The organism is Serratia ureilytica (assembly GCF_017309605.1).
GTDB lineage: Bacteria > Pseudomonadota > Gammaproteobacteria > Enterobacterales > Enterobacteriaceae > Serratia > Serratia ureilytica.
In genome coordinates, this window is record NZ_CP071320.1 from 1,426,171 (window position 1) to 1,438,470 (window position 12,300).

12 protein-coding genes are annotated in these 12,300 nt (G+C 62.2%); 9 read left to right on the top strand and 3 right to left on the bottom strand.

Translation table 11 applies throughout. The features are described from left to right. The first annotated feature begins 11 nt into the window (after positions 1–11). From aroC to J0X03_RS06655, 5 genes are all read left to right on the top strand, one after another. A complete protein-coding gene (gene aroC / locus J0X03_RS06635; RefSeq protein WP_033643909.1) occupies positions 12–1,097 on the top strand; it encodes a chorismate synthase in 1,086 nt (361 codons plus the stop codon). Positions 1,098–1,102: 5 nt separating this feature from the next. Then, entirely contained in the window at positions 1,103–1,930 is an 828-nt protein-coding gene (gene mepA, locus J0X03_RS06640; RefSeq protein WP_160204460.1) for a penicillin-insensitive murein endopeptidase, read from the top strand. A gap of 3 nt (positions 1,931–1,933) precedes the next feature. Then, positions 1,934–2,740 carry a sulfite exporter TauE/SafE family protein gene (locus tag J0X03_RS06645; RefSeq protein ID WP_160204459.1) on the top strand — a complete coding sequence of 269 codons (807 nt, stop codon included), beginning with the start codon at positions 1,934–1,936 and terminating at the stop codon, positions 2,738–2,740. Between the two features lie 80 nt (positions 2,741–2,820). Further along, a complete protein-coding gene (locus tag J0X03_RS06650) occupies positions 2,821–3,378 on the top strand; it encodes an elongation factor P hydroxylase (RefSeq protein WP_160204458.1) in 558 nt (185 codons plus the stop codon). A gap of 32 nt (positions 3,379–3,410) precedes the next feature. Then, positions 3,411–3,692: a YfcL family protein gene (locus tag J0X03_RS06655; protein ID WP_016926855.1), complete on the top strand. Its 282-nt coding sequence runs from the start codon at positions 3,411–3,413 to the stop codon at positions 3,690–3,692. 40 nt (positions 3,693–3,732) lie between these two features. On the opposite strand, the gene mnmC is transcribed toward J0X03_RS06655, so the two are convergent. Then, positions 3,733–5,754, bottom strand: a complete 2,022-nt coding sequence (mnmC, locus tag J0X03_RS06660) for a bifunctional tRNA (5-methylaminomethyl-2-thiouridine)(34)-methyltransferase MnmC2/FAD-dependent 5-carboxymethylaminomethyl-2-thiouridine(34) oxidoreductase MnmC1 (protein WP_129992808.1) — start codon at positions 5,752–5,754, stop codon at positions 3,733–3,735. A 170-nt stretch (positions 5,755–5,924) separates the two neighbouring features. Between mnmC and fabB the strand changes: the two genes are divergently transcribed. After that, on the top strand, positions 5,925–7,145 hold the full coding sequence (gene fabB / locus J0X03_RS06665) for a beta-ketoacyl-ACP synthase I (RefSeq protein ID WP_016926857.1): 1,221 nt from the start codon (positions 5,925–5,927) through the stop codon (positions 7,143–7,145). Between the two features lie 212 nt (positions 7,146–7,357). After that, on the top strand, positions 7,358–7,579 hold the full coding sequence (locus tag J0X03_RS06670; protein WP_004936201.1) for a putative periplasmic lipoprotein: 222 nt from the start codon (positions 7,358–7,360) through the stop codon (positions 7,577–7,579). Between the two features lie 51 nt (positions 7,580–7,630). On the opposite strand, the gene apbE is transcribed toward J0X03_RS06670, so the two are convergent. Next, complete coding sequence (gene apbE / locus J0X03_RS06675; protein WP_042785119.1) at positions 7,631–8,662, bottom strand: FAD:protein FMN transferase ApbE; 1,032 nt, start codon at positions 8,660–8,662, stop codon at positions 7,631–7,633. 152 nt (positions 8,663–8,814) lie between these two features. Between apbE and J0X03_RS06680 the strand changes: the two genes are divergently transcribed. Next, positions 8,815–9,927: an SLC13 family permease gene (locus tag J0X03_RS06680; RefSeq protein ID WP_033643905.1), complete on the top strand. Its 1,113-nt coding sequence runs from the start codon at positions 8,815–8,817 to the stop codon at positions 9,925–9,927. On the opposite strand, the gene pepT is transcribed toward J0X03_RS06680, so the two are convergent. Beyond that, on the bottom strand, positions 9,924–11,171 hold the full coding sequence (gene pepT, locus J0X03_RS06685) for a peptidase T (protein ID WP_042785118.1): 1,248 nt from the start codon (positions 11,169–11,171) through the stop codon (positions 9,924–9,926). The two genes, J0X03_RS06680 and pepT, sit on opposite strands and share 4 nt — an antisense overlap. 217 nt (positions 11,172–11,388) lie before the next feature. Here pepT and J0X03_RS06690 point away from each other — a divergent pair, with 217 nt between their 5' ends. Then, a complete protein-coding gene (locus J0X03_RS06690) occupies positions 11,389–12,285 on the top strand; it encodes an endonuclease/exonuclease/phosphatase family protein (RefSeq protein WP_016926861.1) in 897 nt (298 codons plus the stop codon). The last annotated feature ends 15 nt before the right edge of the window (positions 12,286–12,300 follow it).

A 12,300-nucleotide genomic window follows, 5' to 3' on the forward strand; every position in this document is an offset into this window, starting at 1 on the left:
AAGGAGCCGTGATGGCAGGAAACAGTATTGGGCAGATTTTCCGCGTCACCACCTTCGGTGAATCTCACGGGGTGGCGCTGGGTTGTATCGTCGACGGCGTGCCGCCCGGCATCCCGCTCACCGAAGCCGATTTGCAACACGATCTGGACCGCCGTCGTCCGGGCACCTCGCGTTACACCACCCAGCGTCGCGAACCGGATCAGGTGCGCATTCTCTCCGGCGTATTCGAAGGCGTGACCACCGGCACCAGCATCGGTCTGATCATTGAAAACACCGATCAGCGCTCGCAAGACTACAGCGCCATCAAAGACGTGTTCCGTCCCGGGCATGCCGACTACACCTACGAACAGAAATACGGTCTGCGCGACTATCGCGGCGGCGGCCGCTCTTCGGCGCGTGAAACCGCCATGCGCGTCGCGGCGGGCGCTATCGCCAAGAAATACCTGCAGCAGAAGTTCGGCGTGCAGGTGCGCGGCTATCTGGCGCAGATCGGCGACGTGACCTGCGAGCTGAAAGACTGGGATCAGGTCGAACAGAACCCGTTCTTCTGCCCGGATCCGGACAAGCTGGAAGCGCTGGACGAACTGATGCGCGCGCTGAAAAAAGAGGGTGACTCCATCGGCGCCAAGGTCAGCGTGATTGCGGAAAACGTGCCGGTTGGCCTGGGCGAGCCGGTGTTTGACCGCCTCGATGCCGATCTGGCGCACGCGCTGATGAGCATCAACGCGGTGAAAGGCGTGGAGATCGGCGACGGATTCGCCGTGGTGACCAAACGCGGCAGCGAAAACCGCGATGAAATCACCCCGGAAGGCTTCCAAAGCAACCATGCTGGCGGCATTCTCGGCGGCATCAGCAGCGGCCAACCGGTGATCGCGCATCTGGCGCTGAAGCCAACCTCCAGCATCATGGTGCCGGGCCGCACCATCAATCGCCACGGGGAAGCGGTGGAAATGGTGACCCGCGGTCGCCACGATCCGTGCGTGGGCATCCGCGCCGTACCGATCGCCGAAGCGATGATGGCGATCGTGTTGATGGATCACCTGCTGCGCCAGCGTGCGCAAAACGGTGATGTGGTTTCCGACGTGCCTCGCTGGTAATCGCCATGAAAAACTGGATGTTGGGCCTGGTGGCCCTGACGGCCTCCGCTTCCGCCATGGCGCTGACGCCGTGGCAGAAAATCGACCATCCGGTGGCCGGCGCGCCGCAGGCGGTGGGCGGTTTCGCCAACGGCTGCATCATCGGCGCGCAGCCGTTGCCGCTGAATTCACCGGACTATCAGGTGATGCGTACCGACCAGCGCCGCTATTTCGGCCATCCGGATCTGCTGGCGTTCATACAGCGTCTCAGCAGCAAAGCGAACCAGAAAGCGCTGGGCACGGTGCTGATCGGCGACATGGCGATGCCGGCCGGCGGGCGCTTCAGCAGCGGCCACGCCAGCCACCAGTCTGGGCTCGACGTCGACATCTGGCTGCAGCTGCCGCGCCAACGCTGGAGCGCGCAGCAATTGCTCAAGCCGCAGCCGATCGACCTGGTGTCGGGCGACGGCAAACAGGTGGTGGCGAGCCAATGGCAACCGCAGATTGAGTCGCTGATCAAACTGGCGGCGCAGGATGCGGACGTGACGCGCATCTTCGTCAACCCGGCGATCAAGCAGCGTCTGTGCCTGGACGCCGGCGCCGATCGCGCCTGGCTGCACAAGGTGCGGCCGTGGTTCGGCCACCGTGCGCACATGCACGTGCGTCTGCGTTGTCCGGCCGGCAGCCTGGAGTGCCAGGAGCAGGATACGCCGCCGCTGGGCGATGGCTGCGGCGCCGAACTGGCGAGCTGGTTCGTACCGCATCAGCCGAACGCGAAGCCGGGCAAACCCGTGCCGCCGCCGTTACCGCCTACCTGTCAGGCATTGCTGGATCACCATTTCTCAGCGGAATAACACATGGACTGGTTCGTCATTGGCCCCGAGATGCTCGGGGTGTTGTTTGCGGTAGCGCTGCTGGCGGGGTTTATCGACTCCATCGCCGGCGGCGGCGGATTACTGACGGTGCCGGCCTTGCTGGCAGTGGGGGTTCCTCCGGCGCAGGCGCTGGCGACCAATAAGCTGCAGTCGGTCGGCGGCTCTTTCTCCGCCAGTCTGTACTTCATTCGTCGGCGAGCGGTGAACCTCAACGACCAGAAGCTGACGATTTTTCTGACGCTGATCGGCTCGATCGCCGGTGCGATTCTGGTGCAGCACATGCGCGCCGATTTGCTGCGGCAGATGTTGCCGCTGCTGGTGATCGGCATTGGTCTCTATTTCTTGTTGATGCCGCGACTGGGTGAGGAAGATCGTCAACGCCGCCTCGGCGCCTTGCCGTTCGGGCTGGTAGCCGGCGGTTGCGTCGGGTTTTACGACGGTTTCTTCGGCCCCGGCGCCGGCTCATTCTACGCGCTGGCCTATGTGACGCTGTGCGGTTTTAACCTCGCCAAGTCCACGGCGCATGCCAAGGTGCTGAACTTCACCTCCAACGTCGGCGGGCTGGCGCTGTTCATCATCGGCGGCAAGGTGGTGTGGAGCATCGGTCTGGTGATGCTGGTGGGGCAGGTGCTGGGGGCGCGTCTGGGGGCGCACATGGTGCTGACCCGCGGGCAGAAGCTGATTCGGCCGATGATCGTGATCGTCTCGCTGGTGATGAGCCTCAAGCTGCTGTACGACAATCACGGCGCGGAAATTCAGCAGTGGTTGACCGCCTTGGTGCACGATTAAAGATGAAGAGGGGGCGTTGCTTACGCGCCCTGTCTTATCGGGTATAATGGCCTCTTTATTTTTGTGGTTATAGAGTTTTTATGTCAGACACGCAGACCCGTCATCGCTATGAACAGCTGATCGAGATCTTCAATCAGTGCTTCAGCGATGACTACAACACCCGCCTGGTGAAGGGCGACGACGAACCTATCTACCTGCCGGTCGACGACGAATTGCCGTATCACCGCATCGTGTTCGCCCACGGCTTCTACGCCAGCGGCCTGCATGAAATTTCGCACTGGTGCATCGCCGGCGAAGCGCGCCGCCAACTGGTGGACTTCGGTTACTGGTATTGCCCGGACGGGCGCGACGCGCAAACCCAGAGTGAATTCGAAGCGGTGGAGATCAAACCGCAGGCGCTGGAATGGATGTTCTGCGTGGCGGCCGGTTTCCCGTTCAACGTCAGCTGCGACAACCTGAACGGCGACTGCGAGCCGGATCGCATCGCGTTCCAACGCAAGGTGCGCGCCCGGGTATTGGCGCTGCTGGAGCAGGGAATACCCACAAGGCCTGCGCGCTTTATTCAGGCGTTGCAATCGTTCTACAATACGCCACCGTTGGCGGCCGAGCACTTTCCCTATCCGGAAGATCTCAACTGACGCCACAGCCCGTTATTTAATGAGGAAATTTGATGATCGCAGAATTTGAAGCGCGCATTTTGGCGCTGATTGATGACATGGTAGAGCACGCCAGCGATGATGAACTGTTTGCCGGTGGCTACCTGCGCGGTCATCTGACGCTGGCGGTGGCCGAGGCGGAAGAGCAGGGCGAACACACCGCCGAAGCGCTGAAAGCGCGGGTGGAGGAGAGCCTGCACAAAGCGATCGCCGCCGGGGAACTCTCGCCGCCGGATCAGATCCTGGTGCGCGGCATGTGGGAAAACCTCTATCAGGCTGCAACCCCTGCCGCCTGATCGTCATGCCGGGGCGCGTCGCCGCGCCCCTCAAGGTTGATTAAACCGCACGTCCTTTCAGCAATTTCCGCACCCACATCCGATTCGGATTCAACGCCGCCAGCAGGCGCGCATCACCCGGCAACGGTTCGCCGAACAGCTGCGCCGCCAAAATTTCCGCCGCCAACGGCGCCGAGCACAAGCCGCGCGAGCCTAACCCGCCGATAGCGAACAGACCGGGATAGACCGGCGCATCGGCGACGGTTTCGCCGCGCTGGTTCTGCCGCTGCAAATCCTGATACTGTGCCAGCGTGGCCTGATAGTCCGGCAGCGCGCCGACCATCGGCAAATGATCGCGGGTGGCGCTGCGCACGCCGCAGCGCGCCTGATGAGCGCTGACGTCCACCTGCTGCGGCCAGGACTGCTCCGGTAGACAGCGCAGCAGGCGCTCGCGGTTCTCCTGTTGCTCCTGCTCGCGGTAGTCGGTGGCGATGTCGCCGCGCTGGTAGCTGGCGCCAATGCAGTGGTGGCCGTTGTTGGCATTAACCGGCGTCAGGTAGCCGTCGTAACACAATACCTGTTTCAATTGACCGAGGGCCGGCGAGGTCGGAATATGCGACACCTGCCCGCGTACCGAATACAGCGGCAGGGCTTCCGTCGGCGCCAGTTCGGCCAACCGATGGCCGTTGGCCAGGATCACCGTCGCATGGCATCGGCTGTCGCCGTTGGCGAAATCGATGCGCCAGCCGTTTTCTTCCTGCGTCAGCCTCTGTGCATCGTGCCGGTAGTGGCAGACCAAGCCCTGACGCTGCGCCAGCGCGATAGCGCCGCGCGTCAGCTCGGCCGGGCAGAGCCAGCCGCCTAGCGGGTAGGTGATGCCGCCAAAGCCGGTATCAACACCGCACCGTTCGCTGAGCGTCTCGCGGTCGGCCGCCATCGCCAAGGCCTGCGGCCAGTCGGTTTTCAGCATATTGGCGATCTTGGCGCCGCTCTTTTCGTCATAGGCCAACTGGCTGACGCCGCACCACTGGTGATCAAAGGCGACGCCTTGTTGCAACAGGGCATCGTACTGGCGGCGGGCGAAGGGAAACGCGGCGCTGAAAAAGCTCTCCAGCGCGTCGCCGCTGCCGTTCAGCAAAGGATAAATCGCGCCCTGGCGGTTGCCGGATGCGCCCTCGGCCGCCTGCTCATCGGCGCAGTACAGCGTGACGGTGGCGCCGCGGCGCAGCAAGGCCAGCGCGGTGAGCGCGCTGGCGACGCCGCCGCCGATCAGGGCGATGTCGGCGGTGTTGTCCGTCGCCGGGCGTCGATACCAGGGCGCCGGATGTGCGGCGGGCTGCGCATCGGCCGGGAGCTCGCCGGCGAGCATCTCACGCTTTTGGCCGAAGCCTTTGCAGCGGTTGACCTGAAAACCGGCCTGTTGCAAGCCGCGGCGCACGAAGCCGGCGGCGGTAAAGGTGGCGAAGCTGCCTCCCGGCCGGGCGAAGCGCGCCATGGCGACGAACAGTTGATCGGTCCACATGTCGGGGTTTTTTGCCGGCGCGAAACCGTCGAGGAACCAGGCATCCACCTGGTTATTCATGCTGGCGTCAAACTGCGGCAGCAGATCGTTGACGTCGCCGAACCACAGATCGAGCGTAATGCGGCCTTCGGCTAACAGCAGGCGATGGCAACCCGGCAACGGCAGCGGCCACTGGGCGCGCAGCTCGTCGGCATAAGGCGCCAACTCCGGCCAGCGTGCATGCGCCGCCGCCAGGTCAGCCTGCTGCAGGGGGAATTTTTCGAAGCTGATAAAGTGCAGGCGCTGCAGCGTCGCGTCCGGCTCGGCTTGACGGAAGCCGGCGAAGGCCTGCCACAGCGTGAGGAAATTGAGCCCGGTGCCGAACCCGGTTTCCGCCACGACAAACAGCGAACGCGGATGGGCGGCGAAACGTTGCGGCAGCCGATTGCCGTGCAGGAAGACGTAGCGGGTTTCTTCCAGCCCATCCTGATTGGAAAAATAGACGTCATCAAACTGTTTCGAAACAGGTGTACCCTGTTCGTTCCAGGTTAGCGTTGCGGTTTGGATGGGGGCGTGGTTCACGGTCAATGGCTCGAAATTCAAGGGATGCCGCGAATTCTAACGGCGCTGGCGCCCCGGCGCAAACTGGACAACAATAAAGCTGAAAAACGCTGATCGGACTTGTTCGGCTTACATCTGTACGCTAAAGTGCGATGCAAAATCCCGTAGGTTAATAGTGGAAGAGGTATTGAATGAAACGTGCAGTGATTACTGGCCTGGGAGTTGTCTCCAGCATTGGTAATAACCAGCAGGAGGTCCTGGCAAGCCTGCAGGAAGGACGTTCTGGGATCACTTTCTCCCAGGAGCTGAAAGATTCCGGCATGCGTAGTCACGTATGGGGGCAAGTTAAGCTCGACACTACCGGCCTGATCGACCGCAAGGCGGTGCGTTTCATGAGCGACGCTTCCATTTATGCCTTCCTGGCGATGCAAGAAGCGATCGCGTCTTCCGGCCTGAAGGAAGAAGAGTATCAAAACAACCCGCGCGTGGGCCTGATCGCCGGTTCCGGCGGCGGTTCTCCGCGCTTCCAGGTGTTCGGCGCCGATGCGATGCGCAGCCCGCGCGGCCTGAAAGCGGTTGGCCCGTACGTGGTGACCAAGGCCATGGCTTCCGGCGTTTCCGCCTGCCTGGCAACGCCGTTCAAAATCCACGGCGTGAACTACTCCATCAGCTCCGCTTGCGCCACCTCCGCGCACTGCATCGGCAACGCGGTTGAGCAAATCCAGCTGGGCAAACAGGACATCGTATTCGCCGGCGGCGGCGAAGAGCTGTGCTGGGAAATGGCCTGCGAGTTCGACGCGATGGGCGCGCTGTCCACCAAATACAACGACACGCCGGAAAAAGCGTCCCGCACCTATGACGCCGATCGTGACGGTTTCGTCATCGCCGGCGGCGGCGGCATGGTGGTGGTTGAAGAGCTGGAGCACGCGCTGGCGCGCGGCGCGCACATCTATGCGGAAATCGTCGGCTACGGCGCGACTTCCGACGGCGCCGACATGGTTGCCCCTTCGGGTGAAGGCGCAGTGCGCTGCATGAAGATGGCGATGCAGGATCTGGATGCGCCGATCGATTACATCAACGTGCACGGCACCTCTACGCCGGTAGGCGACGTGAAAGAGCTGGGCGCCATTCGTGAAGTGTTCGGCGACAATACCCCGGCCATCTCCTCCACCAAGGCAATGACCGGCCACTCGCTGGGCGCCGCGGGCGTGCAGGAAGCGATCTACAGCCTGCTGATGCTGGAGCACGGCTTTATCGCGCCGAGCATCAACATCGAAACCTTGGATGAACAGGCGGCCGGCATGAACATCGTGACTCAGCCGACCCAGCGCGAGCTGACCACCGTGATGTCCAACAGCTTCGGCTTCGGCGGTACCAACGCCACGCTGGTGATGCGCAAACTGGCGAAATAATCCCGCCGGCGCGTCATTCCGCCAAAAAGCCCGCGTTTTCGCGGGCTTTTTACTGCCCGAAGCCCACCGGCCGGGCGCTCGGAGTTTTCCCAAATCACATCCCCTGACACATCATTACCTCGCCATTACACGCGTTGGGCATACAATAGCCAGGTAGCGTGATTATCGCTCGGCGTAGCTTTCTAAAGTGATCGAACATTGAGGCAAGAAGTATGAAAAAGTTAATTGCGGTTGGGTTACTGTCGGCCGTGTTGGCCGGATGCGCCACCGATTCTCCCTGCGTGCCGGTCTACGATGACCAGGGGCGTCTGGTGCACACCAACACCTGTATGAAGGGCACCACTCAGGATAACTGGGAAACCGCGGGCGCGATCGCCGGCGGTGCGGCGGCGGTTGCCGGTCTGACCCTCGGCATCATCGCGCTGACCAAGTGATCGGCGCGGAACAGGAATAAGCCCGGCCATTGCGCGCCGGGCTTTTTTATCTCACTGCACTAAAAATGCTTTGAACTGCGGCGTCATCACGGCGCTGAAACCGTCGTCGGTTTTGCTGATCAGGTAGACCGCCAGCCCTTTCTCTTCTGCGAGCTGCAACGCTTTCTCCGGGCCCAGCACCATCAAGCCGGTATCCCAGCCGTCGGCCTCGAGTGCGGTCGGGGCGATCACCGTGGCGGAAACCAGTCGGTGGTTTATCGGCCTGCCGGTGGTCGGATCGATGACATGGGAGTAACGCTGGCCGTTTTGTTCGAAGTAGTTGCGGTAGCTGCCGGCGGTGCTGATGCCGTAACCGTGCAGATCCACCAGCGCCTGCACCGCATTTTCACGATCGGTCGGCTTTTGGATCGCCACCCGCCAGGGTTTGCCCTGGCCGTTGACGCCGCGTGAAGAGACCGCGCCGCCTACCGACACCAGGTAGTTGGTAATGCCGTGACGGTTCATCAGGCGCACCAGCTCATCGGCACCATAGCCTTCGCCCAGCGTCGAGAGATCGACATACATGCCCGGCAGATCTTTTTGCAGCCACTCCCCGCGATTGTCGCTGATCAGCTTCAGGTGCTGCAGGCCGATGTTCTGCTTCGCCGCGTCGATCTGCGCCTGTTCCGGCACCTTGACCGGATGCTTGTCTGGGCCGAACCCCCACAGGTTCACCAGTGGGCCGACGGTGATGTCCATGGCGCCGCCGGTATCGCGGCCGATGCGTTGGGCCATCAATACGATGTCCGCCATGCCGCGCGGGATAGGCTGCGGCTCGAGGCTGGCGCTGCGGTTAAACCGCGACAGCACCGAATCGGCGCGGTAGGTAGAGATATCGTCGTTGGCCCGTTCGAGCACCGTGTCGATCTGCCGCTGCAGCTCTTGTTTGCCGATCGCGACGTCACCGCTGACCTTAACGCTGTAGAAGGTGCCCATGGTCTTGCCGTCGATATCGATTTGCGGGCGAGAGGCGGAATCGTCGCAGGCGACGAGCAGGGCGCATAAGGCGCTGAGCAACGCCCCTTTGGCGAGCAGGGAAGCCATAACATGTCCTTTGAAACCGTGAAAGCCGCTACAAATAAAGTAAAGCGCGGCAAATGAAAAGCGGATAAAGGTAAAATAGCATTTTGCTGGCGCTGAAGCCGCGTCTGAGCTAACGTCTGCCCATTCTTTTCGGTGAGGTTCACACTGCCGCTATGAGTTCAACCGCCATTTCTCGGCTTATCCACCCCTTTGTCAAAGATCGCTTCTTGCATGCATTGCTGCTGGCCGGCGTGGCGATGTTCGCTTTTCATCCGCAACCGCTGTCGGCGCTGGGTGGTTTCATCGACGGCCGTACCCTCATCACCCTGTTGGGGCTGATGCTGCTGACCAAAGGGGTGGAGGTCAGCGGCTACTTCGATTTTGTCGGCCGCAAGATTATCAACCGCTTGCACAGCGAACGGCGGCTGGCGCTGTTCCTGGTGTTTTCCGCCGCGCTGCTGTCGTCGTTTCTGACCAACGATGTGGCGCTGTTTATCGTCATTCCGCTCACCATCACGCTAAAAAAGCTGTCGGCGCTGCCGGTTGGCCGCTTGATCATCTTCCAGGCGCTGGCGGTGAACGCCGGTTCGTTGCTGACGCCGATCGGCAACCCGCAAAATATCCTGCTGTGGAGCCGCTCCGGCCTCTCTTTCCTCGGTTTCATCGGCCAGATGGCGCCGTTTGGCGCCGCAATGATGTTGAGCCTGCTGGCGCTGACCTGGTTCAGCTTCCCGGCGCGCGACATCGTGAAAACGCCGAATACCGAGGGGTATCCCTACCAGCGGCCGTTGTTGCTGAGCTGTGTAGGGCTGTATGCGGTTTTCCTGCTGTGTCTCGATTTCGATCTGCCGTTGTACGGGCTGCTGGCGGTGTTCGCCGGTTTCTTGCTGCTGGCGCGCCGAGTGCTGTTGCAGATCGACTGGAGTCTGATTTTCGTGTTCGCCGCCATGTTCATCGATGTCGGCCTGTTTACCCGTTTGCCGCCGCTTCAGCCGGCGTTCGCCGCCATCGCCGGGCTGAGCGAGGGGAGCGTGTATGCGTTGGGCGTCGGGCTGTCGCAGATCGTCAGCAACGTGCCGGCCACCATACTGTTGCTCAACTATGTGCCCTCGAGCGCTCAGTTGGCCTATGCGGTCAACGCCGGCGGCTTCGGGTTGGCGATCGGATCGCTCGCCAACCTGATTGCGCTGCGCATGGCGGGGGAGCGCAAGATCTGGTTGCGCTTCCACTATTATTCGCTGCCGCTGTTGGTATGGGCCGCGTTGCTCGGCTGGGTGATGAGCTAAGCCGGTTGGCCGCTTTGTCGCGCGGCCAGCAGGCAAATGCTGCGGGTCACCTGATAGGATTTCACGAAGGCGCTGACGGGTAAAAACTCGAAGCGCGAGTGGAAGTTATGCGCGCCGGTGAAGTAATTGGGCGTCAGGATGCCACGGCTGGAGAGCGCCGCGCCGTCGGTGCCGCCGCGCATCGGGATCACCTTCGGCGGGATGCCGTGGGCGGCGAGGGCGCCGAAGATCAGATCGATGGCGCGCCGGTCCTCGCCGATGGCGTTGCTGATGTTGCTGTAGATGTCGCTGACGCTGCAGCTGACGTTGGCCCGCGGATAGTTGGCCGCCACCTGGCGCACGGTCTCCTCAAGGCGGGCTTTGCGTGCCTCGAACGCCGCGCGATCGAAGTCGCGAATCGACACCTTCAGCGTCGCCTGATTGGCGTTGGCGGCCAGATCGGTGAACCAGAAATAGCCCTCGCGCCCTTCGGTGTGCTCCGGAGTATCCTGCACATCGAATCGGTTAATGATGTCGTTGGCGATGCGTATCGGGTTGATTAATACGTTTTTCGCCGACATCGGGTGGGCGGTCACCCCCTCGATGCGGATCTCCGCCGCCGCCGCGTTGAAATTCTCGTACACTACTTCACCCAGTTCGCAGCAGTCGATGGTGTAGGCGAAATCGACGGGGAAACGCTGCAGATCCAGCGCCTTGGCGCCGCGCAGGCCGATTTCTTCGTCCGGCACGAACGCCACTACGATATCACCGTGGCGATCGGCCGCGGTCAGGTTGGCCAGCAGCGTCATCACCACGGTGACTGCCGCCTTATTGTCGGCGCCCAGCACGCTGGTGCCGTCGCTGAACAGGATCTCTTCGTTCCGGTAGGGCAGGATCTCCGGATGCTCGGCGGTACGCAGCCAGATGTCCTGCTCGGCATTCAGGCATAAATCCTCGCCGGTGAAGCGCAGGCGCTGCGGGCGAATCTCGGGCGACAGGCCGACGTCCACGGTGTCGATATGCGTGATGAAGCCGATGCGCGGCGCGCCGGGTTGGGTGCCGGGCTTGCGGGCGGTCACGGTGGCGTGCTCGTCGATTTGAACGTCGGCCAGGCCGAGCCGGCGCAGCTCGTCCGCCAACAGTTGCGCCATCTCATGCTGCCCCGGCGTGCTGGGCAGGGCGGTTGCGGCGGCGTCGCTCTGGCTGGTCACCGCCAGATAGCGGAAGAAACGTTCGGTAAGCTGTTCGGCAATCGGGCTGGTCATCGGAACTCCTCGCGGTTGGCAATCTACCGGTTTTAAAACGAAATCAGCCGATTGTCCAACGGCGCAATGCGTAAACCGCCAGAATGCGAAGCATCGCGCAGAAACGAAAAATAGCGGTGCAACTAGGAAATAGTCGCAGGTTTCTGCGGCAAAATCGGTGTTAGCTGTGGGCCGGGAAGCGCCCGCATAACACTTATCTGTCCCTCAAGGAGAATTCATGCACACCGGTCACGCTTTGCTCATCACCTTACTGTCCCTGGGCATCTCTCACAGCGCCTGGTCGTCCGCCGATACCGGGCACGCCAACAGCAACGCCAACAGCCGCGAGGTGGCCAGCGCGTTGGGCGGCCTGAAGAACAAAACCTACGAACTGGAACAGGCGCCGAAGATCCGCGTCGCCAGCTTCAATATTGCCGCCGGCAAGGTCAGCGACATGACCGCTATCGCCAAGGCGATTCGCGCGATGAACGTCGACGTGGTGGCGCTGCAGGAGGTGGATAAACTCACCGCCCGCAGCGGGCGGGTCGATCAGGCGGCGGAACTGGCGAAGCTGACCGGCATGCAGGCGGTGTTCGGCCGGGCGATCGATTTCGACGGCGGTGAATACGGCCTGGCGTTTCTCTCGAAGTATCCGCTGCACGACGCCGTGATCTATCCGTTGCCGTCCGGCCAGCGCGAGCAGCGCATCGCCTTCAGCGCCAAGGTCGATGTGCCGGAGTTCCCGACGCCGATCACCCTGTTCAACACCCACCTCGATACCAAGGAAGATCCGACGATGCGTCTGGATCAGGTGCGGGAGCTGAACGATCGCACCATCGAAGTGCGCGGCATCAAACTGCTATTCGGCGACATGAACGACGTGCCGGGCAGCGTCACCTGGCTGGAGCTGAGCCGCTATTGGAACGACATCATGCCCAACGGGCAGGACGGCCGCAGCTGGCCGGCGGAAAACGCCGAAATCAAGGTGGATTACATCTTTAGCGGCAATGCGCAGCGTTGGCATCTGGACAGCCTGACGGTGCCGAACGCCAGCGGCGATTGGAACGGCGTGCACTGGCCGGCGGTGAGCGATCACCTGCCGCTGGTGGCGGAGATGCGCCTGACCGAGCAATAAGCCGGCCGGCGTCTC

What these genes read in the sequence shown, in the direction of transcription:
- aroC (WP_033643909.1), top strand. Translation starts at nt 12, where the DNA reads ATGGCAGGAAACAGTATTGGGCAGATTTTCCGCGTCACCACCTTCGGT.
- mepA (WP_160204460.1), top strand. Translation starts at nt 1,103, where the DNA reads ATGAAAAACTGGATGTTGGGCCTGGTGGCCCTGACGGCCTCCGCTTCC.
- J0X03_RS06645 (WP_160204459.1), top strand. Translation starts at nt 1,934, where the DNA reads ATGGACTGGTTCGTCATTGGCCCCGAGATGCTCGGGGTGTTGTTTGCG.
- J0X03_RS06650 (WP_160204458.1), top strand. Translation starts at nt 2,821, where the DNA reads ATGTCAGACACGCAGACCCGTCATCGCTATGAACAGCTGATCGAGATC.
- J0X03_RS06655 (WP_016926855.1), top strand. Translation starts at nt 3,411, where the DNA reads ATGATCGCAGAATTTGAAGCGCGCATTTTGGCGCTGATTGATGACATG.
- fabB (WP_016926857.1), top strand. Translation starts at nt 5,925, where the DNA reads ATGAAACGTGCAGTGATTACTGGCCTGGGAGTTGTCTCCAGCATTGGT.
- J0X03_RS06670 (WP_004936201.1), top strand. Translation starts at nt 7,358, where the DNA reads ATGAAAAAGTTAATTGCGGTTGGGTTACTGTCGGCCGTGTTGGCCGGA.
- apbE (WP_042785119.1), bottom strand. Translation starts at nt 8,662, where the DNA reads ATGGCTTCCCTGCTCGCCAAAGGGGCGTTGCTCAGCGCCTTATGCGCC.
- J0X03_RS06680 (WP_033643905.1), top strand. Translation starts at nt 8,815, where the DNA reads ATGAGTTCAACCGCCATTTCTCGGCTTATCCACCCCTTTGTCAAAGAT.
- pepT (WP_042785118.1), bottom strand. Translation starts at nt 11,171, where the DNA reads ATGACCAGCCCGATTGCCGAACAGCTTACCGAACGTTTCTTCCGCTAT.
- J0X03_RS06690 (WP_016926861.1), top strand. Translation starts at nt 11,389, where the DNA reads ATGCACACCGGTCACGCTTTGCTCATCACCTTACTGTCCCTGGGCATC.